Source organism: Paracoccus maritimus (assembly GCF_025195095.1).
Lineage (GTDB): Bacteria > Pseudomonadota > Alphaproteobacteria > Rhodobacterales > Rhodobacteraceae > Paracoccus > Paracoccus maritimus.
On the sequence record NZ_JANAVZ010000002.1, the window covers coordinates 38,766 to 61,164 of the forward strand.

General features: G+C 62.8%; 22 protein-coding genes. 9 read left to right on the forward strand and 13 right to left on the reverse strand.

From position 1 onward, the window contains the following. Positions 1–6 precede the first annotated feature (6 nt). On the reverse strand, positions 7–597 hold the full coding sequence (locus tag MU516_RS03305; RefSeq protein ID WP_260275780.1) for a TetR/AcrR family transcriptional regulator: 591 nt from the start codon (positions 595–597) through the stop codon (positions 7–9). 120 nt (positions 598–717) lie between these two features. Here MU516_RS03305 and MU516_RS03310 point away from each other — a divergent pair, with 120 nt between their 5' ends. Both MU516_RS03310 and MU516_RS03315 read left to right on the forward strand, forming a co-directional pair. After that, a complete protein-coding gene (locus MU516_RS03310) occupies positions 718–1,908 on the forward strand; it encodes an efflux RND transporter periplasmic adaptor subunit (protein ID WP_260275781.1) in 1,191 nt (396 codons plus the stop codon). A 6-nt stretch (positions 1,909–1,914) separates the two neighbouring features. Further along, a complete protein-coding gene (locus MU516_RS03315) occupies positions 1,915–5,022 on the forward strand; it encodes an efflux RND transporter permease subunit (protein WP_260275782.1) in 3,108 nt (1,035 codons plus the stop codon). A 77-nt stretch (positions 5,023–5,099) separates the two neighbouring features. On the opposite strand, the gene MU516_RS03320 is transcribed toward MU516_RS03315, so the two are convergent. Beyond that, a complete protein-coding gene (locus MU516_RS03320) occupies positions 5,100–5,528 on the reverse strand; it encodes an OsmC family protein (RefSeq protein ID WP_260275783.1) in 429 nt (142 codons plus the stop codon). Between the two features lie 97 nt (positions 5,529–5,625). Continuing rightward, complete coding sequence (locus tag MU516_RS03325) at positions 5,626–6,789, reverse strand: deoxyguanosinetriphosphate triphosphohydrolase (protein ID WP_260276243.1); 1,164 nt, start codon at positions 6,787–6,789, stop codon at positions 5,626–5,628. An 81-nt stretch (positions 6,790–6,870) separates the two neighbouring features. Between MU516_RS03325 and MU516_RS03330 the strand changes: the two genes are divergently transcribed. Further along, positions 6,871–7,194, forward strand: coding sequence for a HesB/IscA family protein (locus MU516_RS03330; protein WP_209056365.1), 324 nt, complete (start codon positions 6,871–6,873; stop codon positions 7,192–7,194). Position 7,195: 1 nt separating this feature from the next. Here MU516_RS03330 and MU516_RS03335 read toward each other — a convergent pair whose 3' ends face one another. Next, positions 7,196–7,792 (reverse strand): hypothetical protein, encoded by a 597-nt coding sequence (locus MU516_RS03335; RefSeq protein ID WP_260275784.1) that lies wholly within the window; start codon positions 7,790–7,792, stop codon positions 7,196–7,198. A gap of 67 nt (positions 7,793–7,859) precedes the next feature. Here MU516_RS03335 and xth point away from each other — a divergent pair, with 67 nt between their 5' ends. The 3 genes from xth (at position 7,860) to MU516_RS03350 (ending at position 9,808) form a co-directional block, all read left to right on the forward strand. After that, positions 7,860–8,645 (forward strand): exodeoxyribonuclease III, encoded by a 786-nt coding sequence (gene xth, locus MU516_RS03340; protein ID WP_260275785.1) that lies wholly within the window; start codon positions 7,860–7,862, stop codon positions 8,643–8,645. 77 nt (positions 8,646–8,722) lie between these two features. Then, positions 8,723–9,058, forward strand: a complete 336-nt coding sequence (locus MU516_RS03345; protein WP_260275786.1) for a hypothetical protein — start codon at positions 8,723–8,725, stop codon at positions 9,056–9,058. A gap of 60 nt (positions 9,059–9,118) precedes the next feature. Next, positions 9,119–9,808 (forward strand): L,D-transpeptidase, encoded by a 690-nt coding sequence (locus tag MU516_RS03350; protein WP_260275787.1) that lies wholly within the window; start codon positions 9,119–9,121, stop codon positions 9,806–9,808. Between the two features lie 16 nt (positions 9,809–9,824). Here the strand turns inward: MU516_RS03350 and MU516_RS03355 are convergent, their stop codons facing one another. The 3 genes from MU516_RS03355 to MU516_RS03370 all read right to left on the reverse strand — a co-directional run bounded on the left by MU516_RS03355 (position 9,825) and on the right by MU516_RS03370 (position 13,133). Continuing rightward, on the reverse strand, positions 9,825–10,712 hold the full coding sequence (locus tag MU516_RS03355; protein ID WP_260275788.1) for a cation diffusion facilitator family transporter: 888 nt from the start codon (positions 10,710–10,712) through the stop codon (positions 9,825–9,827). Positions 10,713–10,809: 97 nt separating this feature from the next. Further along, positions 10,810–11,148, reverse strand: a complete 339-nt coding sequence (locus MU516_RS03360; protein ID WP_260275789.1) for a hypothetical protein — start codon at positions 11,146–11,148, stop codon at positions 10,810–10,812. A gap of 125 nt (positions 11,149–11,273) precedes the next feature. Continuing rightward, positions 11,274–13,133, reverse strand: a complete 1,860-nt coding sequence (locus MU516_RS03370) for an extracellular solute-binding protein (RefSeq protein ID WP_425606802.1) — start codon at positions 13,131–13,133, stop codon at positions 11,274–11,276. A gap of 348 nt (positions 13,134–13,481) precedes the next feature. Here MU516_RS03370 and MU516_RS03375 point away from each other — a divergent pair, with 348 nt between their 5' ends. After that, the gene (locus MU516_RS03375; RefSeq protein WP_260275791.1) at positions 13,482–14,264 is read left to right on the forward strand and encodes a 3-hydroxybutyrate dehydrogenase; all 783 of its coding nucleotides are present in this window, start codon (positions 13,482–13,484) and stop codon (positions 14,262–14,264) included. 186 nt (positions 14,265–14,450) lie between these two features. Here MU516_RS03375 and MU516_RS03380 read toward each other — a convergent pair whose 3' ends face one another. Together MU516_RS03380 and MU516_RS03385 are read right to left on the reverse strand one after the other, a co-directional pair. Further along, the gene (locus tag MU516_RS03380) at positions 14,451–14,822 is read right to left on the reverse strand and encodes a baeRF12 domain-containing protein (protein ID WP_260275792.1); all 372 of its coding nucleotides are present in this window, start codon (positions 14,820–14,822) and stop codon (positions 14,451–14,453) included. Positions 14,823–14,871: 49 nt separating this feature from the next. Further along, complete coding sequence (locus MU516_RS03385) at positions 14,872–16,074, reverse strand: pyridoxal phosphate-dependent aminotransferase (protein ID WP_260275793.1); 1,203 nt, start codon at positions 16,072–16,074, stop codon at positions 14,872–14,874. A gap of 177 nt (positions 16,075–16,251) precedes the next feature. Between MU516_RS03385 and MU516_RS03390 the strand changes: the two genes are divergently transcribed. Both MU516_RS03390 and MU516_RS03395 read left to right on the forward strand, forming a co-directional pair. Next, positions 16,252–16,557: an FAD assembly factor SdhE gene (locus MU516_RS03390; protein ID WP_260275794.1), complete on the forward strand. Its 306-nt coding sequence runs from the start codon at positions 16,252–16,254 to the stop codon at positions 16,555–16,557. A 214-nt stretch (positions 16,558–16,771) separates the two neighbouring features. Beyond that, complete coding sequence (locus MU516_RS03395; protein ID WP_260276244.1) at positions 16,772–17,185, forward strand: winged helix DNA-binding protein; 414 nt, start codon at positions 16,772–16,774, stop codon at positions 17,183–17,185. Positions 17,186–17,276: 91 nt separating this feature from the next. Here the strand turns inward: MU516_RS03395 and MU516_RS03400 are convergent, their stop codons facing one another. From MU516_RS03400 to MU516_RS03415, 4 genes are all read right to left on the reverse strand, one after another. After that, complete coding sequence (locus tag MU516_RS03400; RefSeq protein ID WP_260276245.1) at positions 17,277–17,705, reverse strand: VOC family protein; 429 nt, start codon at positions 17,703–17,705, stop codon at positions 17,277–17,279. 122 nt (positions 17,706–17,827) lie between these two features. Continuing rightward, positions 17,828–18,856: a DUF2927 domain-containing protein gene (locus tag MU516_RS03405; RefSeq protein ID WP_260275795.1), complete on the reverse strand. Its 1,029-nt coding sequence runs from the start codon at positions 18,854–18,856 to the stop codon at positions 17,828–17,830. Beyond that, positions 18,853–20,037, reverse strand: coding sequence for a toxic anion resistance protein (locus tag MU516_RS03410; RefSeq protein WP_260275796.1), 1,185 nt, complete (start codon positions 20,035–20,037; stop codon positions 18,853–18,855). Before MU516_RS03410 ends, MU516_RS03405 begins: the two co-directional genes overlap by 4 nt. A 166-nt stretch (positions 20,038–20,203) precedes the next feature. After that, positions 20,204–22,390: a 3-hydroxyacyl-CoA dehydrogenase NAD-binding domain-containing protein gene (locus tag MU516_RS03415; protein ID WP_260275797.1), complete on the reverse strand. Its 2,187-nt coding sequence runs from the start codon at positions 22,388–22,390 to the stop codon at positions 20,204–20,206. Positions 22,391–22,399 lie beyond the last annotated feature (9 nt).

The following is a 22,399-nucleotide window of genomic DNA, read 5'->3' on the forward strand; positions in this document are numbered from 1 at the left end:
GCCGCGTCAGCGTTGCAAAAGCGCCTGAATCCGGCGGATCTGCGTTGCGAGGATGGACGTGATATCGTCGATTTTCATGTCCGTATCCGACGCCCATGCCCGAAACCCGTTTGCCAGCGCATGGGCAAATATCTCGGCCACCAGCTCGGCTTCGGGAGCATGGTCGGGTCCCGTCCGGGTCAGGATCAACTGCGACAGCTGTTGTGACAATCGTTGCAACGATGCGTGAAACGCCGGCATGAGTTCGGGAGATCGGGCCAGAAGCCTGTCGATCATCCGTGCCGTGTCGCGGTGCAGATCGATGGCATGCATATGACGGCGCAGGACTTCGCAAAGATCGTCTATCAGGGTGCCGTCCGCGTTGCGAAACCAGTCCGCCAGATCCTGCTCGATCACCGGCTGCCGGCCCACCAGGGCTGACTGCTTGTTCGGGAAGTAATTGAAGAAGGTGCGCAGGCTGATCCCTGCCTCGGACGCGATCATTTCGGTCGTGATCGAATCATGTCCGTCGCGCAGGGCCAGCCGCAACGCAGCGGCCTGAATTTCGCTGGCCGTCTGGCGGCGACGGCGATCGCGAAGTGTCGCGGTCTCGGTCATGGGCAGGCTCTCGAATATTTCATCAGATGCAAATATTGCACGGCGCGCAAGTTCATGCAACAACACCCGCGCCGGGATCGTCAATGTCCGGCCGGTTTGCTCCTGCAAGAGGATAGGATGATGCCAAGTCCAAGACACGCGATCCGGCTCGCGATACTTGCCTTGCTGACGTTTTCGGGGATCGCCCTTGCGCAGGAAGCGCCTCCGAAACAGGTCGGCGTCGTCACGTTGCAGCGTCAGGACGTGCCGCGGATCGTGACCGTTCCGGGCCGTGCGGTAGCGGCTGCCAGGGCCGGAATACGGCCGCGGGTGGGCGGAATCATCACCGGCATCCTGTATGACGAGGGGCGGCCCCTGAAGGTGGGCGACCCGATGTTCAGCATCGACGACACCACCTATGCCGCCAATCTCAGCAGTGCGGAAGCGCAGGTCGCCTCGGCCCGCGCAACGCTGACCGAGGCCGAAACCTCCTTCAACCGGACCCAGCAGCTTGTGGGATCCGGGACGACGCAGGCGCAGGTCGATGCGGCGCGGGCAACGCTGGAACAGGCGCGCGCCGGTCTGCAGTCGGCGCAGGCGGCGCAGCGGCTGGCGCAAGCCGATCTGGACTGGACGACCGTCACCAGCCCGATCGACGGGATGGCCAGCGTGTCCGAGGTGTCGGTCGGCGATCTGGTCACGGCGGGCCAGGCTGACGCGCTGGCGACAGTCACGCAGCTGGACCCGATCGAGGTGGACATGTATGAGCCGTCGGCCCGGATGCTGCGTGTCTTCGAGGATATCTCCGAGGGTCGGTTGCAGATGCGCGACAAGTTGCAAGCGACCCTGACGCTGGAGACCGGCCAGACCTACGAGGCCACAGGCGAACTGGTCGCACCGGGTTTCAGCGTCTCGACCTCGACCGGTTCGGTGGACACGCGGTTTCGTTTCGACAATCCACGCCGGTTGTTGCTGCCGGGCATGTTCGTACGCGGTCAGGTCGATCTGGGCACCGTATCGGCGTTTCTGGTGTCGCAGTCCGCCGCCAGTCGCGACAAGACCGGAACCTTGACCGCGTGGGTGATCAAGGACGGCAAGGCGACCCAGCGCCGCCTGACCGAAGACGGAACGTGGCAGAACAACTGGATCGTGACGAAGGGCATAGAGCCGGGCGACATGTTGGCCGTGGATGGGCTGAGCGGGCTGACCGAGGGGGCCGAGGTGCAGACCGTCGCGGTGGAATTTGACGACGATGGCGTAGTGCGCGAGGTCGCGCCGGAACCCAAGGCGGGGACGCAGGACGCGACCGGCGCCGACCAGCCGGCGGAGTGATCGCAGATGGCCCGTTTTTTCATTCACCGCCCTGTCTTCGCATGGGTTCTGGCCCTCGTGACCATGCTGGTCGGCGGGCTTGGCCTGCAAAGCCTGGCGATCGAGCAGTATCCGCAGATCGCGCCGACGACCATCCGCATCAGCGCCGGCTATAACGGTGCATCTGCCGAGATCGTCGAGGATTCGGTGACCGCCGTGATCGAGGACGGCATGACCGGACTTGATGGTCTGATCTACATGACCTCGAATTCGTCGCCCGGATCGGCTTCGGTCTCGCTGACCTTCGACGACAGTGTCGATCCCGACATCGCGCAGGTGCAGGTGCAGAACAAGTTGCAGCTTGTGACAAGTCAGCTTCCCGATCTGGTCCAGCAGTCCGGGGTGAACGTCTCGCGTTCGACCAGTTCGATCCTGCTGGTCGGTGCGTTGACCAGCAGCGACGGGCGCTATTCCACGGTCGAACTGGGCGATCTGGTGTCGCAGCGGGTCGAGGAGCTGGTTCAGCGCACGCCGGGGGTCGGATCGATCAACCTGTTCGGTTCGGGTTACGCGATGCGGATCTGGTTGGATCCGATGAAGATGACCCAGTATCAGGTGACGCCAGCAGACATCACCGCAGCCGTGTCCGAACAGAACAGCAATGTGACCGTCGGCACGCTTGGCGGCCAGCCGTCGCCCCAAGGACAGCGTCTGACGATCCCGCTGTCGGCACAGTCGCAGCTTTCCACGGTCAGTGAATTCGAACGCATTCTTCTGCGCGTCGATCCGGACGGCTCGACCGTATTTCTGGGGGACGTCGCCCGGATCGAGATCGGGCAGGAAAGCTATGGCGGGGCATCGCGCTATAACGGTCAGCCTGCGGCCGGGTTCGGGGTGAACCTCGCCTCGGGGGCGAACGCGGTGGATACCGCCTCTGCCGTGCGCGAGGTGCTGGCCGGCATCGCCCCATCGCTGCCCGAGGGCGTGGATATCGTCTATCCTTACGACACGTCGCCCTTTGTCGAGGAATCGATCAATCAGGTCTATCACACACTGGCCGAAGCGGTCGTACTGGTGTTCCTGGTGATCCTGGCGTTCCTGCAAAGCTGGCGGGCGACGATCATTCCGGTTGTTGCGATCCCGGTGGTCCTGCTGGGAACCTTTGGGGTTCTGGCTGCCGCTGGCTTCTCGATCAACACCCTGACCATGTTCGCGCTGGTGCTGGCGATCGGTCTGTTGGTCGATGATGCCATCGTGGTCGTCGAGAATGTCGAGCGCGTGATGGAGGAAGAGGGGCTGGGCCCCGTCGAGGCGACCGAGAAAAGCATGACCGAGATCAGTTCGGCCCTGATCGGGATCGTGCTGGTCCTGTCGGCGGTCTTTCTGCCGATGGCGTTCATGTCAGGATCGACCGGCGTAATCTATCGTCAGTTCTCGATCACCATCATTACCGCGATGGTCCTGTCGCTTGGTGTCGCGCTGATCCTGACGCCGGCGATGTGCGCCAGCCTGCTACGGCCACGCAAACACGGCGACGGCATTGCGCCTGCGCGCTGGTTCAACCGCAATCTCGACCGGGCCACCTCGGGGTATGGCAGTGCCGTGACGCGGATGGTGCGGCGTCCGTTCCGGACGCTGATCCTGCTGGTGGCGATCGGGGCAGGGGCGTTCCTTCTGTATGAACGCCTGCCCGGATCGTTCCTGCCGGACGAGGATCAGGGCGTGATGTTGGTGATGGTGCAGGGCCCGGACGGGTCAACCACCGCCCAGACCCGCGCGCAGGTCGAGAAGGTCGAGGATTATTTGCTGAACCAGGAATCCGAGGCGGTCGAGTCGGTCTTTGCCGCGCTGGGCTTCAGCTTCGGCGGGTCCGGGCAGAACAACGCCATGGTCTTCGCCAAGCTGCGCGACTACGACCAGCGCGAGGGGCAGGACGTGGCGGCGTTGGTCGAGCGGGCGAACGCGCATTTCTTCATGACCAACCGGTCGGGCCAGGTCTATTTCCTGCAACCGCCGGCGATTCAGGGCATGGGTGCGTCCTCGGGCTTCTCGATGTATCTGGTCGATCAGGCCGGGAACGGGCAGGAGGCGCTGTCTAAGGCCGCCGACGAACTGGTCCAGACGGCACAGCAGGACGGGCGGGTCGTGAACCTGCGCGGCAACGAATCGCCCACGCAGACAACCTTGCGGCTGGACATAGATCAGCAGAAGGCGGCCGCGTTCGGCCTGTCGATCTCCGAGGTCAACGCGATGTTGTCGGTCATCTTCGCGGGTCGTGATGTCAATGACTTCGCCCTGGGCAGCGAGCTGCGTCCGGTGATCGTGCAGGGCGACGCCGAGGCGCGCGCCCAACCCGCCGACATCGAACGCTGGTATGCGCGCAACGATCAGGGCGAGATGGTGTCTTTCGCGGCCTTCGCCACGCAATCATGGGAACAGGAACCGCAATCGCTGGCACGTTATGGCGGCAGCCGGGCGCTGGAACTTAGCGGTGCAGCCGCGCAGGGTCTGTCATCTGGGGCTGCGATGCAGGCGATGGAACAGATGGTCGGTGAACTGGATGGCGGGTATGGCACAGCCTGGACCGGCCTCAGCTATCAGGAACGGCTGTCGGGCAATCAGGCGCCGGTGCTGTTTGCATTGTCCGCGCTGGTCGTGTTCCTGGCTCTGGCGGCGCTATATGAAAGCTGGACGGTGCCGCTGGCGGTGCTGCTGACAGTGCCGGTGGGCATTCTTGGCGCACTGGCGGCGGCACTGATCTTCGGGCAGTCGAACGACGTCTATTTCAAGGTCGGGCTTCTGACCACGATCGGGCTTGCGTCGCGCAACGCCATCCTGATCGTGGAGTTTGCGCAATCGCTGATGGCGCAGGGCAAATCACTTCTGGACGCCGCGATCGAGGCATCCAGGATGCGGCTGCGCCCGATCCTGATGACGACATTTGCCTTCATGCTGGGTGTCTTGCCGCTGGCCATCGCAAGCGGCGCTGGGGCAGGGGCACAGAACTCGATCGGTATCGGTGTTCTGGGCGGCATGGCGTCGTCGGCGGCAATCGGCATCTTCCTTGTCCCGGTCTTCTATGTCGCCGTTCGGAAGGCGGTCGAGATGCTGGGACGAAAACGTGCGGCCGACTGATCGTCAAACAGAAAATCGCCGCGCGGAACCGGATTCCGCGCGGCGAAGCATTCGGGTTCGTGAAGCCTGTTGGGGCGTCAAGAGACGGTGGCGTCCATCGTCACGTCTGCATTGAACAGCTTCGAGATCGGGCAACCGGCCTTGGCCTGCTGCGCCAGTTCCTCGATCTTCGCCTTGTCGCCGTCGCCCGAGATGGTCGTGGTCAGGTGCGCCTTGGTGATGGTGAAACCCTCACCGTCCTGTTCCAGCGTGATCTTCGAGGTGGTCTCGATGCTGACGCCGCCGACGCCCGCCTCTTCCAGCATCTTCGACAGCGCCATCGAAAAGCAGGATGCGTGTGCTGCGCCAACCAGTTCCTCGGGGTTTGTGCCTGGCTTGTCTTCGAAGCGCGTGTTGAAGCCGTAGGGCTGATCCGAAAGGGCGCCCGATTGTGTCGAAACCGTCGCCTTGCCGTCTTTTAGCCCGCCTTGCCACTTTGCCGATCCGCTGCGCGTGAACTTGACCATCTTCTGGCCTCCTTTGTGCCGTTGAGGTTTCGCGGCACCAACGCGATGCCGCGCCGACAGGTTCACATCACAGGGAAAAAGAATCCTTGTCGCGAACTCAGCCCGTGCCCTTCTGGCTGCAAAGCCGCTGATGTTCGGCGATGGCGTAACGGTCGGTCATGCCGGCCACATAGTCCAGCACGATCCGCGCGCGATGCGTCATGTCGGGTGCCGATCCCGCCATCGTGGCCCAGTGATCGGGCATCTGCGCCGGATCGTCCAGAAACAGCGGGAACAGATCGTTCAGCATCGCCGTCACGCTGGTCCGTTCGACGACCACCGAGGGCGCGCGATACATGCGTGTGAACAGGAACGACTTGATCGCCTTGATGTTCTGGTAGAGTGGTTTCGAGAACCGGATGATCGGCCCGTCCATGTCGCGGATTTCCTGCGCGGATTGCGGCTGCAGGCCTGTCAGGCGGTTCTGCGCCACCGCGATCACATCCTCGACCATCACCCCAAACACACGCCGCAGCGCCTCGTGCCGACGCCGCATGCGGTCCAGGCCAGGGTGAAGCTGGTCGACCTCGGCGAAGGCCGGGCCGATCACCGGCAGTTCGGCCAGCTCGTCCTCGGTGAACAGCTGCGCCCGCAGCCCGTCATGCAGGTCGTGATGGTTATAGGCCACGTCGTCCGCAACCGCCGCCACCTGCGCCTCGGCGCTGGCATTGGTCGTCAGTTCCAGATCCCATTCGGCGTTCACCTCGGCCAGCGCATAGGGTAGATCGCCCGTGACCGGACCATTATGCTTCGCGATCCCCTCAAGCGCTTCCCATGTCAGGTTGAGACCGTCGAAATCGGCATAATGCCGTTCCAGCCTGGTCACGATCCGCAGGGCCTGCGCGTTGTGATCGAACCCGCCATAAGGCGCCATCAGGGATGCCAGCGCGTCCTCGCCGGTATGTCCGAAGGGTGGATGGCCAAGATCATGCGCCAATGCCACCGTCTCGGCCAGATCGGCATTCAGCCCCAGCGCGCCCGCGATGGTTCGCGCCACCTGCGCCACTTCGATCGTGTGGGTCAGCCGGGTGCGGAAATAGTCGCCGCGATAGGCGTCGCCATCATGCTCGACGAAGACCTGGGTCTTGTGTTTCAGCCGCCTGAACGCGCTGGAATGGATGATCCGGTCCCGGTCGCGCTGCCAGGGCGAACGGAAGGTAGACATCCGTTCAGGCCACAGGCGGCCCCGGCTGTCCTCGGGCTGGCAGGCGTAGGGGGCGATGTTCACGGATGCGGGCCTTCCTTGCGAGAGATGCGGGGAAACCCTATATTCTGCACCCAAGGACGAAAACGGGAACGCCCCATGAACCTGCCTCCGAAAGTCACCGAACGCGCCTTTGCCCGCCTGGCCGAGATCAATGACGGCAGCGAGATCCGCCCCTTGCGGGTCGCGGTTGCCGGGGGCGGATGTTCCGGTTTCCAGTATGATATCCGTCTTGACCGGGCCGAGGACGACGACCTTGTGCTGGAAAGCGCGGGTCAGCGCGTCGTGGTCGATCCGGTATCGCTGCCCTATCTGGCCGGTGCCGTCATCGATTTCGAGGACGAGCTGATCGGCGCACGCTTCGTGATCGAGAATCCGAACGCCACCTCGAGCTGTGGCTGCGGCACGTCCTTTTCAATGTGATCTAGTCGCAGACGCGCGAGCGAAGTTCGAGTTCCTGTTCCAGATAGCGCAACGGCGGATGGTCCGGCGCATCCGGGCCGCCCAGAAGCCGCGCGATTCGCGCGGCTTCTTCCAGTTCCATGACCGAGCTATCAAATGTCGCGATCTGGCACTGGTCCTGCGGTCGCGCCTCGGCCAGTTTCACGGTTCCATCAGTTTGGATCAGCGTGACTAGATAGCCGCTGCGCCGACCGATTCCGATGATGCGGAACTCCAGAGGCGACGTGGTTTCGGTCCATTCTGTTTCAGCGCCGAACAGGGTTTCCTGATTATGCCATTCGGTGCCGTGCGCAAAGCGCAGGTCATATTCACCGGGGGGGACAAGAATGCGAAACAGATCGCCGCCATGGATGTAGCCCGCCATCACCCGTCGATCCTGATCCGGTTCGACCAGAAATACGACATAATCCCGACCGGGCGGCGTTCGGATATGCAGGGGAAATGTCGCGGGCAGCCCGCTTTGGTTCCACATCAGCCCCGCGCGCGGCCGATCCGATGCCGACGCAACGGATGCGGGCAGGATCAGGCACAGGATCAGGGCAAGCAGGCGACAGGACATCCTTCCATCACAGTGACACGGCTTGGTGCAGGTTGCCAATCACGGTGCCGCTGATAAAGATGCCGCCATGAAGATCGCTAGTTTCAACATCAATGGCGTCAAGGCGCGGATCGGGGCGCTGACCGACTGGCTGGCCGGCGCAGATGCCGATGTCGTGGTCCTGCAGGAAATCAAATCCGTGGACGAGGGCTTTCCGCGCGAACATTTCGGCGATCTGGGCTGGAATGTCGAAACCCACGGGCAGAAAGGCTTCAACGGGGTCGCGATCCTGTCGAAGCTGCCGCTGGAGGACGTGACGCGTGGCCTGCCGGGTGACGAGACGGACGATCAGTCCCGCTATATCGAGGCGACCGTGGTCGGTGATCGCGCAGTTCGTATCGCGGGATTGTATCTGCCCAACGGCAACCCGGCGCCCGGCCCGAAATACGACTACAAGCTGGCCTGGATGGAACGTCTGCGAGTCCATGCGGCGTCGCTGCTGGCCAGCGAGATGCTGGTCGTGATGCTGGGCGACTATAACGTGATCCCAGAGCCTCGCGACGCGGCAAAACCCGAGAAATGGGCCGAGGACGCGTTGTTCCTGCCCGCAAGCCGTGCGGCGCTTCGGTCGATCCTGTGGCAGGGCTGGATCGACGCGGTGCGCATCCGCGATCCTTGGGCCGGGCGCGGCCCGTTTACATTCTGGGATTACCAGGGCGGTGCCTGGAACCGAGATGACGGCATCCGGATCGATCACCTGCTGCTGTCGCCGCAGGCTGCGGATTTGATGGTCGAGACAGGCGTGGACCGCGAGGCGCGGGCAGGCGAGAAACCCAGCGATCACGTTCCGGTCTGGGTGCGGCTGGCCGCCTAGGGGACTTCACCGGGACGTGAATCGTCGTGTGGGTTCGGCGTCTCGACGCGGGCGGCTGCATCTGGAAGATGAGTGGCATGAAGAACCTGTCCGCGGCGATTTTGTCACTGTTTGTCCTGGCGCTGCTGCCGTGGGGCGCGTTCGGCCACGCATATCCGGCGCGTGCGAGCGACATGGCACAGATGGCCATGGAGGAACGCGCCGCGCAAACGAGCGTTGCCGAGGCGACCCCGCAACGCCGCTGTCACGGTCCGGCCTTGCCGGGCTATCCATGCCAGCACGATCATGCGGTGCCACCTGCGGGGATCGATGTGCCTACAGGTGGACGGGCAAGCCTGTCCTGGCCGCGCGGAACCCCGGCCTTGCAGGGGATCGAGCCGCCGGGGCTGCTGGACCCGCCGCGCAAGGGCTGACCCATTATCGTGGCGCCCGCGTGGGCGCATGTCAGTTCAGACCGCATTCAAGGAAATATCATGAAACGCCGCATTTTTCTGACGGGTGGTTCGGCCGCCGTTCTGGCCGCATGCGCCAAGTCCGAACCCAAGCCCGTTGCCACGCTGCCATCGCCGGCGATGCAGATGCTGCCGGCGCGCTATGGCGCCATCAATGACGAACCGTTCCCGATCCCGGCCGTCCCGCAAGGCGTCGTTCCGCCCGATCTGTGGCGGCAAGAGGTCAAGAACCCGTATCCCGACCAGTCGCCCGGCACCGTCGTCGTCGATCCCGATCGCGCGTTGCTGCACCTGATCCAAAAAGACGGCATGGCGCTGCGCTATGGTGTGGGGGTGGGTGCTGCCGGTTTTGCCTGGAACGGCGCGGCACGCATGCAGTTCAAGCGCAAATGGCCCCGCTGGACACCACCGGACGAGATGGTGGCCCGGCGTCCCGATCTGGAACCCTATTCGATCGCCAATGGCGGCATGGATGGCGGTCCGGGCAATCCGCTGGGATCGCGCGCGCTGTATCTGTTCCAGAACGGTCAGGACACCTTGTATCGCATCCATGGCGGGTGCGAGCCGCAATACCTGGGCCAGGCGGTGTCGTCGGGCTGTATCCGGCTGCTGGATCAGGACGCCATCGACATCTATGAACGCGTCCCGCACGGCGCGGCGGTGGTCGTCTTGCCCTCTGTCTGGAAAGAAGGTGCGCGCGGGATCTATTGAACCCGGTCCTGTCAGGTCACAACACCAGAATGCCGGAATGCTTGGCCTTGTATTCCGGCTCGACATGAATGGTGATGCGCGCGTCGGTCAGGCGCGCGCGCAGGGACTGTTCGATCCGGTCGCAGATGTCATGCGCCTCATCGACCGTAGTCTGACCGTCGATGACAAGGTGAAAATCGATGAAGGTCACGCTGCCGGCGTGACGGGTGCGCAGGTCATGCGCCTCGAGCGCGCCGGTGGCCTTGTCCGAGATGATCGCCCGGATATCCGCCAGGGTGTCGTCGGACACCGCCTCGTCCATCAATCCGCTGAGCGAGGACGCGGTGACCTTCCATCCCGACCAGAGGATGTTCAGCCCCACCAGACCGGCAAGCAGCGGGTCCAGCACGGTCCAGCCGGTTGCCACGGCCAGCAGAACGCCCGACAGCACCCCGACGGACGAGATCACATCGGACAGAAGATGCTTGCCGTCCGCGACAAGCGCAGGCGATTCAAGACGCCGTCCCTGCCTGATCAGCACCCAGCACCAGATCGTGTTCAGCACACCCGCGGCAGCGTTGACCGCGATCCCGGCGAACGGCGCGTTCAGAGCGGGCGGATGCATCAGCCCCAGCCACGCCTCTCGCATGATCAGCAGCGCCGCGACGATGATCATCACGCCTTCCAGCACGGCGCTGAAAAACTCCGCCTTGTGATGGCCGTAGGGATGATCCGAATCCGCCGGGCGCGCGGCGACGCGTATGGCGATCAGCGCGGCGATCGCGGTGGCGACGTTGACGGTGCTTTCCAGCGCATCCGACAGCAGCGCGACAGATCCGGTCATCACCCATGCCAGCAGCTTCAGCCCCAGAACGGCTATGCCGACGACGATGCTTCCTGCGGCGATCTTCAGCGTGTTGGACATCGCATATCCCGTGATCTGGACCCTCGCCCTGCGGCGGCCGGCCGCAAGTGCCAGATCACCCGGTTGATCGCAACCCTTGTCGCGACGCAGGCGGCGATCAATCCCTGTCGTCGGGCTCTTCGTTGTCGTCGCCGAAGCGGGCGTCGTCGTCGTATTCGTCCTCACCCTCGTTCACATATTTGGAACTGAGCTTGATCGAATGATTGTCGTGGATCGGGTCCATGACGACATCGGACGGGATCTCACCGGCCAGCCACTCGCGCAGTTCGTCGCGAACCTCGGATGGTTCCTGCCCGGTGACCTCGGCCAGATAGGCGACGAAGGCGCGTTGTTCGCCGTCGATCTCGTCCAGTTCTGCCTCGTCAACCTCGGGCCACTTGTCCTGAATCGCCTCGTAGAAGGCCGGCCAGTTTTCCTGAACGTGGTGCCATTTCATCTAGTAACTCCTCGGTAGGCTTTGCTGGAACCAGCGGGCCGAGCCGGTGATATCCTCGCCAACACCGGCGACCGTATTGCATCCGGCCAGCAACGCGCAGGCCAGGATTATTGTTGCGACTGCTCTCATTTTTTTGCCTCCTGCCACCAGACCTCGGGAAGAAACCCGGGCCAGTCGCCGTAAAGGGGTGTCTTTTCAGGATAATGCAGGTCGGCGGAATGGGCCAGACGCGAGATCGGCGAGAAGCTGACCGGGATCACATATCTGCCGGCCGTCAGGACACGATCCAGTGCGCGCACGGCGGATGTGAACTCGTCCTCGGTCGTCGCTTCCAGCATCGCGCCGATCATTGCTTCGGCCGCCGGGCTGTTCATGCCCATCCAGTTGCGGCTGCCGGGCAGGGTGACGCCGTCATGGCCCCAATACAGCAGCTGTTCATTACCCGGCGACAGCGACAGCGCGCGTTCATACCACGTCATGTCGAAATCGTAGTTGTTGGTCCGCTGAACGAATTGGGCGGAATCAAGCAGCGTCACCCGCGGCGTGATGCCAAGATTGCCAAGAGCCTGCAGGAAGATGTCGTGGATCTGCTGGGTTTCGGATGCGGATCGCATCGCGCTGCCGGACTGGTTCAGCAGGATTTCGAAACTGAACGGACGGCCGTCGGCATTCTTCATCGCGCCGTCCTGAACGGTCCAGCCTGCTTCTTCCATCAGCTTCAGCGCGCGGCGCAGCGCGCCGCGGTCCAGGATCCGCTCGCTGCCTTCGGGAAAGCTGTAGCCTTCGATCGCGTCGGGCGGCAGCTTGTCCGCGAAGGGCTTTAGCAATTCAAGAACGCGCCCCTCGGCCGGTCCCGGCTGCATCGCCAGCACCGAGTTCGAGAAATACGAGGTGATCCGCGGATCGGCGCCGCCATTCAGCGTGTTGTTGATGAACTGAAAATTGAAGGCCTCGATCATCGCCTGCCGCACGCGCCAATCGGCGAAGATCGGATCGCGGGTATTCATGACCAGACCCATGATACCCGAAGGCCGTTCGTTCGGAATTTCTGATTTGACCACGCGGCCTTCGGTCATCAGCGGAAAATCGTATTCGTTCTGCCAACGCTGCGGCGACAATTCACGCCAGATGTTCACGTCGCCGGCCTTGAATGCCTCGAACATTGCGCTGGCATCGCCGAAATAATCATACCGGATCTCGTTGAAATTGTTCAGGCCGCGATTGATCGGCAGATCCTTGCCCCAGTAATCGGGATTCAGCCGAAAGCTGATCGACCGGCCGGGATCGACCTTGTCGATCACATAGGCACCCGAGCCGATTGGCGGTTCCAGACCGGATTCCGCAAAATTCTGATCCTGCCACTGGGACTTTTTGAGGATCGGCCGCATCCCCATCAGCATTGCCAGTTCGCGGTCGCTTTCCTTGAACGTGAACCGGATGCTGCGGTCGCCGGTCTTCTGCATCTTGGCGACCTTGGCCCAGGCGCCCAGATATCGCGGATGACCGACGGTCCCCAGCGTCTTGTAGGACCACATCACGTCTTCGACAGTCACGGGCGAGCCATCCGAAAATTCAGCCTCGGGGCGCAGGGTGAACTCGACCCATGTCCGGTCGGGATCGGTTTCGACCGACTCGGCCAGCAGCCCGTACAGCGTGAACGGCTCGTCGATCGACCGCATCATCAACGTCTCGGCGACATGCACGCCGACGCCCCAGGCGGCATTTCCCTTCAGCACCCAGGGTTTCAGGGAATCGAAGCTGCCGGGTTCGGCCAGACGAATCGTCCCGCCTTTCGGGGCCTCCGGATTCGCATAGGGAAGGCTGGAAAAGCCTTTCTCCAGCGCAGGTTCTCCATACATTGCAATGCCATGGGTCGGCTCGGCGGGACTTGCCAGCGGCATTGCTGCAACACCGGCTGTCGCTAGAACCAAGATCGTGAATCCGCGTCTGATCGCGCATTTGTTAAGGTTTTTGAAGATTCGCATCGCCGCCTGCCTCGTCGTTCTTTGTTTGCCCGCGATTTCAACAGGCTCGGTCCAGAGGCGTCAATGGCAGCGCGAACTTCACTGTTGGACTCGGGCGGGGAGTCGCGTATAAATAACTCACTGCTCGATAGGTTTCTTGCCTGTATGAAACCTGCCTCATGACTTGCGCCCGCCTTGTGCGGGCGCTTTTTTTTGCGCGCAGCGCATGGCAGCCATGAGGGAACGAGGCAGAATACCCGACGTTGTCATCGTGGCCGCTGCGATGCGGCGAATGCGCGGTTTTCCGGCTGCGCCGCCCCTGAGGGACAGTTAAGCTGCCGGCGAACGCGAAACTGATCGGGGAAACCAATGTTCGAGAAATTTCTGACAGGCAAGACGGCGGTGGTGACGGGATCGAATTCCGGGATCGGACTGGGCGTCGCACATCAGCTTGCCAACGCCGGCGCCGATCTGGTGCTGAACAGCTTTACCGACAATGACGAAGACCACGCCCTTGCCGAGGAAATGGCGCGTCAGCACGGGGTAAAGGTTCGCTATATCAAGGCCGACATGTCCAAGGGCGACGAATGCCGGGCGCTGGTCGAGCAGGCCGGCCAGTGCGATATTCTGGTCAACAACGCCGGGATCCAGCATGTTGCTCCGATCCCGGATTTCCCGGTCGAGAAATGGGATGCGATCATCGCGATCAACATGTCGTCGTCATTTCACACGACCGCCGCTGCCCTGCCGATGATGCGCAAGGCAGGCTGGGGCAGGGTGGTGAACATCGCCTCGGCCCACGGTCTGACCGCAAGCCCGTTCAAGTCCGCCTATGTCGCCGCCAAGCACGGGGTGGTCGGCCTGACCAAGGTCACGGCGCTGGAAACCGCGCAGGAAAAGATCACCTGCAACGCCATCTGTCCGGGCTATGTGCTGACGCCGCTGGTCGAAAAGCAGATCCCCGACACGATGAAGGAATACAACATGAGCCGCGAGGAGGTGGTGAAGAACGTCCTGTTGACGCGACAGCCGTCGAAGGAATTCGCAACCGTGGAAGAGATCGGCGACACGGCTGTGTTCCTGTGCAGCGATGCGGCTGCTCAGATCACCGGTACGACGATCAGCGTCGATGGCGGCTGGACGGCGCTGTGACGTCGTTTCGGCAGCTTGCCGCGCGAGCGGGCCGGATGATCGAGCGTTGGAGTAGCCGGCGCGCTGAAAAGAACCGTCGCTTCAAGATTCCCTATCATCTGGGGGTGAAACCCTACGACAAGCGCTGCAACGGCAAGTAGGCGGAAATGAGAAGGGGCCGAATATTCGGCCCCTTTTTCGCGTGGCTCAACTGAGCGCGTTCGCGACCGCTGTACGATCCGCGCCCGTCAGTGTTTTGGCCACCTCTTTCGCGATCCGCTGCTGCAACTGCTTGTGATATTTTTTGCGCAGCTGTCCCAATGTCGTGGGATCGGCGATCACTGCCAGTTCATCCGCCTTCTGACGCAACACCAGATCGTTCAGGAAATGCGCAAGCCCAGCGGCGAAGGCGGCTTCATCGACATCGCGCGTTGAATTGGCTTCCAGTTCGGCATCCGCGAAGTCCTGCTGGGTCAGATGGCGTGTCTGTTCCAGATCCAGCCCGTGACGGGCGCGGTTCCGGAACAGTGTTGCGGTATGGCCGTCGGCGACGACCACCAGCGCATTGCGAGACAGCATTGCATTCTCCTTCTGCCTGCTCGGGCTGGCCCAACGCGTGGTTTGCGGCTCAGTTGCATCCTTCGCAAAAGCGGCGGATTCGCGCCATGGCTTCGGTCAACTGTGCGTCGCTGGTCGCATAAGAGATGCGGAAATGCGGGCTGAGGCCGAATGCTGCGCCGAACACCACGGCCACGCCGGTCTCGTCGAGCAGCGCGTTGGCGAAGGCTTCGTCGTCGTCGATCCGCGTGCCCGCGGCGCTGGTCTTGCCGATCAGCGCGGCGATGGACGGGTACACATAGAACGCCCCCTGCGGAACCGGGCAGTCGATGCCCGGACAGGCATTCAACCCCGCAACGACCAAATCCCGCCGGCGCTGAAACACGTCGCGGCTTTCGGCCACATAATCCTGGGGCCCCGTCAGCGCCGTCTCGGCGGCATATTGGCTGATCGAGCAGGGGTTCGAGGTGGACTGTGACTGCAGCTTTGCCATCGCACGGATCAGGCTTTCGGGCCCGGCACCATAACCGATACGCCATCCGGTCATCGCATAGGCCTTGCTGACGCCGTTCATGGTCAACACGCGGTCCTTCAGCTGCGGTTCGACCTGCGCGGGCGTCACGAATTCGAACCCGTCGAAAACAAGATGTTCATAGATGTCATCCGACAGGATGTACACATCCGGATGGCGCAGCATCACATCGGTCAATGCCCGCATTTCATCACGCGAATAGCCCGCACCCGACGGGTTCGAGGGGGAATTCAGGATCAGCCATTTGGTTCTTGGCGTGATCGCGGCGTCCAGTGCCTGCGGGGTCAGACGGAAACCGTCGGCGATTCCGCATTCGACGATCACCGGCACGCCCCCGGCCAGCAGGACCATGTCGGGATAGCTGACCCAATATGGGGCAGGGATCACGACTTCGTCGCAATGATCCAGTGTTGCCAATAGCGCGTTGAACAGGATCTGCTTGCCGCCTGTCCCGACGCTGACCTGCGACGGCGCATAGTCCAGGCCGTTCTCGCGGGCGAACTTGTCGCAGATGGCCCGCTTCAGCGATGGGGTGCCATCCACCGGCGTATAGCGCGTATGGCCCGCGTCGATCGCGGCCTTGCCGGCGTCGCGAATATGTTCGGGCGTGTCGAAATCGGGCTCGCCCGCCGACAGGCTGATGATGTCGTGCCCTTGGGCCCGCATCTCGGACGCCCTTGTGGTCATCGCGATGGTCGGTGACGGCTTGATTCGCGCCAGCCGGTCGGCCAGAAAGCTCATGGGAACCTCGACGGTTTGAACTGCGTGCCAGCATGGCTTACGCTGCGATGCGCGGAGCCACAAGCAAGGCACGCCGATGGATGGCGGTCGCGATACAGGAGTATGGTCAATGCAGGATCGGTCAGCCGCTGATCGCGGACGCTTGGTGCGTGCCTGGGCCGCCGAAAGGGACCGGGCATGAGCGAGCCGGACGAGTTTCAGACGGTTCGGATGCGTCGCCTGCGGATGCGCAGCTGGCGTCGCGGCATGAAGGAAATGGATCTGATCCTGGGCCATTTCGCGGACGGTCCGCTGGCGGATCTGCCCGAGGACGATCTTTCGGCATACGAGGCGCTTTTGTCCGAGAATGATCAGGATCTGTATCTTTGGGTGACGCGGCGGGTGACGGGAAATCCCGATCCAGACCGCGGCCCGAAGCAGTTGTCCGCGATCCTGGACCGGATCGCCGATCACGCGGCTGGCCGACTGGCGGGACAAGACTGAAACCGGATCGCGGGTGCTTTTTCGAGGGTCAGCGCGATTAACTGAAGATTCGCTTTTCTGTTCTAGTCTGGGTCGCGGAATGATCCTGACGGGACAGAAATTCATGCTGAGTCACATGCCACAATTTGAACGCGGCAACGCCACAAAACCCGCGATCAGCGAGATCGAGGACAGCACCGAAGCCTATCTGGAATCGCTGCAGTTGCTGGAGCGTATGCATCGGCTGATGCTGGATTTGGTGAAGGACGAATTCGAACGCCTCGGACGAAACGACCTGACACCCGTTCAGGCACTGATCCTGTACAATCTTGGCGAATCCGAAGTGTCGGCGGGCGAACTGAGATCGCGTGGAATGTATCAGGGGTCAAATGTCAGCTATAACCTGAAGAAGTTGGTCACGATGGGATATGTCCATCACGAACGCTGCGACATGGATCGCCGCTCGGTTCGTGTCAGGCTGACCGATGAAGGGCTCGACGTGCGGCTGCTGGTGCATGGTCTCTTCCTGCGCCATGCCGAGGGGCTGGCGATGTCGGGCGTGTTGGACGATCCGCCCCTGGAACAGGTCAACCTGCAGAACCGCCGGATCGAACGTTTCTGGTCCGAACAGATCCGCTATATCTATTAGGCGGTACAGTTCTCGGCCACACGCGGGACATGGCGTTGTGAGGGCGCCGTGCCCCGCGAATGCCGCAGCCGTTCCCGACTGCGACCAAGTCTTACCAGTGGCCGGTGTTTTCCATGCTGGCCCAAGGTTCTTGCGGTGGCAGGCTCTCACCTTCTTGCAGCAGCTCGATCGAGATATTGTCGGGGCTGCGAACGAATGCCATGTGCCCGTCGCGCGGCGGGCGGTTGATCGTGACGCCGGCGTCGTGAAGCTTTTGACACATCTCGTAGATGTTTTCGACACGATAGGCGAGATGCCCGAAATGGCGGCTGTCCGAGGGCAGGCCTTCATCGCCGTCCCAGTTATAGGTCAGTTCGACGGGGCATTCATGCTGATCCGGTGGCGCCATGAACACCAGGCTGAACCGCCCCTTGTCGTTGTCGATGCGGCGGGTCTCTTCAAGCCCCAGCAGGCGAAAGAATTCCATCGTCTTTTCCAGATCCTTGACCCGGACCATGGTGTGCAGATAGCGGATGCTCACGTCGATCTCCTTGTTGATGTCGGCGCGCGGCGAGGGCCGCCCGATCCTTGCGATCAGTTCTGGCACGATGCCAGCCGCCTGACAAACGGATCGCCGAGGTCGAAGGTTCCTGTCTCTGCAGGTCAGGGTGTTCCGACAAGCTCTTGCGCGATCCTGCGGATGATCGGCGCGGCCTCTGCCTCAGTCATTCCGGGGCGCAGGCGCGGATCGTAAAGGATCCGCAGCAGCAACTCGTCATGTCGGGTCAGCAGGGCGAACTCCTCGTCATCGTTGAAGATCGAGGGGCGTGCGTCAGGGCTGTCATTGGCCAGACCCATGCCCTGTGCCAGTTCCTCGTGGATGCAGGAACTGCGCAACAATGGCGGCAGTTCGGCACGGATCAGCGCGACCGCGCGCACATAGACGGCGCCGTCGCCGCGAGAGTACGCGAAGACCGAACAGAAATTGCGCGGATCCAGATCGCGCAACGCCGCCGCGTCGCGTGCCGGCAGGTCGGGCATCAGCCGCAGCAGCATCGGCATGACGGCAGCGCGCTCATCCTCGTTCAAGACCAGAACCAGGAAATTGCCCTTGCTTTGGACGGTTTCGACGGGGTGTCCGCTGGCACCCCGCAGCCGTGTGGCGAACGAGGCGATCTCGGCGCGATACAGGCGTCGCGCAGCGGTATCGGCGGTATCGCCGAATTCGACCTGCATCCTGACAGGAACCTGCCAACGGCGCAGCGGGGCGCTGTGTGCGTTCTGGACCAGCTGGTCACCATCACGGCTGTATTCGTCGCGAAGAGCGATCTCGATGAAGTCGCGGGCCAGCCGGTCAGCGTCAATCGGTGCGTCCATGGGAACCCGGTCACGGCGCAGCCGGCCGGCGGCACGAAGCCGCGCCTCGATCTCCTGGTATTCGGCCTGCCTCTGGTCGCTGGCCCGGCTGACATTGGCTTGTGCGCTTGCCGCGGTGGCGTTCAGGGCGCGATTTCTTTCGGCGCGGGCCTTGCGCAGTTCCGCCTGGCTGGGGCCCTGGGATTCGGGCTGTGGCAGCGCCGGGCGCGGCACGGGCGGCACTCCCGCGACATCGGGCGTCGAATTGCACGCGGCCAGAAGCAGCATCAGTCCGGCGCCCAGCCATGCCGGGCGATAAGGCGCCGCCAAGCTCATGGTTTGCCGATCCGCTCCGACGGGGCGGCCTGCCGGCGCGCGGTGGCCGAGGCCAGCGCATCGCGCAACTCGCTTTCCATCTTGGTCAGGTCTTCTTCGGCGGCGGCCCGGCGCGCGCGACCTTCATCGGCGATACGCAGACTGTCCTCGATCGTCGCGATCAGTTCGGCATTGGCGGTTTTGACTGCGTCGATGTCGAAGACGCCGCGTTCGGTCTCGGTCCGGATCTGGGCATTGGCCTGACGGAGATTTTCCGCATTCCGGGTCAGCAGGTCGTTTGTCAGGTCGCCGGCTTCCTTGACGGCGCGTGCGGCCTCGGCGCTGCGCTGGATGGTGACGGCCTGCGCAAGCTGAGTTTCCCAAAGCGGGACGGTATTGACCAGGGTCGAGTTGATCTTGGTGACCAGCGACTTGTCGTTCTCCTGGACCAGACGGATCGAAGGCAGCGACTGCATTGTCACCTGCCGAGTCAGTTTCAGGTCGTGCACACGCCGTTCCAGATCGTCGCGGGCCGCGCGCAGATCGCGCAGTTCCTGCGCCTGCATCACCTGATCTGGCTCGCCTGCCGAGTGGACCGCCGCTTCGGTGGCGGGGATCACCTCGCTGTCCAGTTCATGCAGCTTCGCCTCGCCCGCCGCGATGTAAAGGGCAAGTTCGTCATAGAACCCAAGCGTCCGGTCATACAGCATGTCCAGCGCCTTGATGTCCTTCAGCAGGCGCTGTTCATGCGTTTCAAGATCTGACGTCACGCGATCTATCTGGGTCTGGACCTTCTCGTAGTTGGCGACGAACTTGGCGAAGGGCGCGGACCGCCCAAGCAGTTTCTCCCACCAGCTTCTTCCGCGGCGCATGTCCAGTTCCGAACTGGAAAATCCCCGGATCGTCGTCACGATCTCGCGCAGGCTTTCCCCGGCGGGACCGACATCCTTGCTTTTGACATCAGCCAGCATCTTCTGGCTGATCTCCTGCAACTCCGACTGAGCGCGGGTGCCGAAGCGAACGATCGAGCCGGTGTCGCCGATGTCGATCTCGGCCATGCGGCGCCGGATCTCGTCACTGGTTGGGGCATCGGCCTTATCCAGCGTGACCGGATCCTGACCTGGCTCGGGTAGCACGACCGAGGTCACGTCCTCGATATCCTTCAACGTGGCTTCGGCGCGGCGGCGGGTATCTTCGGTCATGGACGCAGTCCTTTTGCTAAGCATCTGTCGGCGAAGGCCGGACGCATGTTGCGCTGCAGCATATGCTGATTTCGGGACGGATCAACGGTCGAGGGGGACGAAACCTCGCCCCCCTTGCAACCTCGCCACAGCCCGTCACCCTGTCGCCAGAGCAGGGGCCGGTCGATCACGCGGCGCGCGCGCCGGACCCGAACCTTCCGTAGAAGCTGTCCCCGCTGTCGGCCATGTCGCGCAACAGCCTGGGCGCTGCGAAGCGGTTTCCATGGCGTTCGGTCAGTCCGTCGCAGATTTCGACCGCACGGGCGGCGCCCAGCATGTCCAGCCAGCCGAAGGGTCCACCCGACCAGGGCGCAAAGCCCCAGCCCAGGATCGCCCCGACATCGCCTTCGCGGATGTCTTCCAGCACGCCGGATTCCAGTGCGCGCACGGCCTCCAGCGTCTGGGCGAACATCAGCCGGTGCTGCACCTCGGTCAGATCAGGCTGGTCGTCCGCGTGCGGATAGCGGGTCTCCAGCTCGCTCCACAGACCCTGACGCTTGCCCTTCTCGTCATAGTCGTAGAAGCCGGCATTCGCCTTGCGGCCCATGCGGCCTGCATCGGCCATGGCAAAGATCACCTCATCGACGGCATCGTCAGGATAGGCGTCGCCCATCGCGGCGCGGGTTGCCTTGGCGATCTTCACACCCAGGTCGATGCTGGTCTCATCGACCAGTTGCAGCGGCCCCAGCGGCATTCCCATCATCTTTGCGGCGTTTTCGATCAGGGTCGGGTTCACGCCCTCGCCGACCATGCGGATGCCTTCGTTGATATAGGGGATGATGCAGCGGTTGGCGTAGAAGAACCGTTCATCATTGACCACGATCGGCGTCTTGCGGATCTGGCGCACGAAATCCAGCGCCTTGGCGACGGCGCGGGGACCAGTCGCCTTGCCCTTGATGATCTCGACCAGCAGCATCTTGTCCACCGGGCTGAAGAAATGGATGCCGATGAACTGTTCCGGGCGGCTGCTGGCACCTGCCAGATCAGTGATCGGCAGAGTCGATGTGTTGGTGGCGAAGATCGCATCCTCGGGGATCACGGCCTCGGCCTTCTTCGTGACCTCGGCCTTGACGGACGGATCCTCGAACACGGCCTCGACGATCAGGTCGCAGCCTTTCAGGACGTCGTAATCCGTCGTTGCGGTGATCCGGGCCAGCACCTCGGCCTTCTTTTCCTCGGTCGATTTCTTGCGGCTGATCGCCTTGTCCAGCAGGCCTTCCGAATAGGATTTGCCCTTTTCGGCGCTGTCCTGCTTTGCATCGATCAGCACGACCTCGATGCCTGCCATCGCGCTGACATAGGCGATGCCCGCGCCCATCATGCCCGCGCCAAGGATGCCGACCTTCCTGACGGTCTGGTCGGGCGCTTCAGGGCGGTTCGCGCCTTTTTCCAGCGCCTCCTTGTTGATGAACAGGCTGCGGATCATCGCGCTGCTGCTGGGGTTCATCATCACATTGGTGAACCAGCGCGCCTCGATCTTCAGCGCCTGGTCAAAGGGCACCAAGGCCCCCTCATAGACAGCCGAAAGCAGCGCCTTGGCCGCCGGATAGACGCCCATGGTCTTGCCATGCACCATCGCGGATGCACCAACGAAAGTCATGAAGCCTGCGGGATGGAACGGCTCGCCCCCCGGCATCTTGTAGCCCTTGGCATCCCAGGGCTTGACGATGTCGGCGTCCGATGCGTTCAGCACCCACTCCTTGGCGGCGGCGACCGGATCGTCCGCCACCTCGTCGATCAGCCCGGCGGCCTTTGCCTTCTTCGGGTCCGACAGCTTGCCTTCCAGCAGGAAGGGGGCCGCTGCCATCGCGCCCAGCTTGCGGGTCAGGCGGGTCGTGCCGCCGGCGCCAGGAAAGATGCCGACCATGATTTCGGGCAGGCCGATCTTGGCCTTGGCGTTGTCGGCCGCAAAGATGCGATGTGTTGCCAGCGGCAGTTCCAGCCCGATGCCAAGCGCGGTGCCGGGCAGGGCGGCCGCGATGGGCTTGCCGCCTTTCTTGGTCTTGGGGTCCATGCCTGCCAGTTCGATCTTGCGCAGCAGGTGATGCAGGCTCATCACGCCGTCAAAGACGCCCTGCGCGCCTCCATTGTCACGCATCCCGGCGATGACATTCAGGTCCATCCCGGCGGCGAAATCCTTCTTGGCCGACGTGATGACGATGCCCTTGACCGCGTCATCGGCCAGCGCGTCGTCGATCAGTTCGCTGAGGGTGTTCGCGCCCTCCATCGACAGAACGTTCATGGATTTTCCCTGAACGTCCCAGGTGATGATCGCGGCGCCGTCGGCGCCTTTTTCCATCGTGAAATCGGTCATGGTCTGATC

Bases quoted from the DNA above. Each gene is read 5' to 3' on its own strand.
- MU516_RS03305 (WP_260275780.1), bottom strand. From the start codon at position 597: ATGACCGAGACCGCGACACTTCGCGATCGCCGTCGCCGCCAGACGGCC.
- MU516_RS03310 (WP_260275781.1), top strand. From the start codon at position 718: ATGCCAAGTCCAAGACACGCGATCCGGCTCGCGATACTTGCCTTGCTG.
- MU516_RS03315 (WP_260275782.1), top strand. From the start codon at position 1,915: ATGGCCCGTTTTTTCATTCACCGCCCTGTCTTCGCATGGGTTCTGGCC.
- MU516_RS03320 (WP_260275783.1), bottom strand. From the start codon at position 5,528: ATGGTCAAGTTCACGCGCAGCGGATCGGCAAAGTGGCAAGGCGGGCTA.
- MU516_RS03330 (WP_209056365.1), top strand. From the start codon at position 6,871: ATGAACCTGCCTCCGAAAGTCACCGAACGCGCCTTTGCCCGCCTGGCC.
- MU516_RS03335 (WP_260275784.1), bottom strand. From the start codon at position 7,792: ATGTCCTGTCGCCTGCTTGCCCTGATCCTGTGCCTGATCCTGCCCGCA.
- xth (WP_260275785.1), top strand. From the start codon at position 7,860: ATGAAGATCGCTAGTTTCAACATCAATGGCGTCAAGGCGCGGATCGGG.
- MU516_RS03345 (WP_260275786.1), top strand. From the start codon at position 8,723: ATGAAGAACCTGTCCGCGGCGATTTTGTCACTGTTTGTCCTGGCGCTG.
- MU516_RS03350 (WP_260275787.1), top strand. From the start codon at position 9,119: ATGAAACGCCGCATTTTTCTGACGGGTGGTTCGGCCGCCGTTCTGGCC.
- MU516_RS03355 (WP_260275788.1), bottom strand. From the start codon at position 10,712: ATGTCCAACACGCTGAAGATCGCCGCAGGAAGCATCGTCGTCGGCATA.
- MU516_RS03360 (WP_260275789.1), bottom strand. From the start codon at position 11,148: ATGAAATGGCACCACGTTCAGGAAAACTGGCCGGCCTTCTACGAGGCG.
- MU516_RS03370 (WP_425606802.1), bottom strand. From the start codon at position 13,133: ATGCGAATCTTCAAAAACCTTAACAAATGCGCGATCAGACGCGGATTC.
- MU516_RS03375 (WP_260275791.1), top strand. From the start codon at position 13,482: ATGTTCGAGAAATTTCTGACAGGCAAGACGGCGGTGGTGACGGGATCG.
- MU516_RS03380 (WP_260275792.1), bottom strand. From the start codon at position 14,822: ATGCTGTCTCGCAATGCGCTGGTGGTCGTCGCCGACGGCCATACCGCA.
- MU516_RS03385 (WP_260275793.1), bottom strand. From the start codon at position 16,074: ATGAGCTTTCTGGCCGACCGGCTGGCGCGAATCAAGCCGTCACCGACC.
- MU516_RS03390 (WP_260275794.1), top strand. From the start codon at position 16,252: ATGAGCGAGCCGGACGAGTTTCAGACGGTTCGGATGCGTCGCCTGCGG.
- MU516_RS03395 (WP_260276244.1), top strand. From the start codon at position 16,772: ATGCATCGGCTGATGCTGGATTTGGTGAAGGACGAATTCGAACGCCTC.
- MU516_RS03405 (WP_260275795.1), bottom strand. From the start codon at position 18,856: ATGAGCTTGGCGGCGCCTTATCGCCCGGCATGGCTGGGCGCCGGACTG.
- MU516_RS03410 (WP_260275796.1), bottom strand. From the start codon at position 20,037: ATGACCGAAGATACCCGCCGCCGCGCCGAAGCCACGTTGAAGGATATC.
- MU516_RS03415 (WP_260275797.1), bottom strand. From the start codon at position 22,390: ATGACCGATTTCACGATGGAAAAAGGCGCCGACGGCGCCGCGATCATC.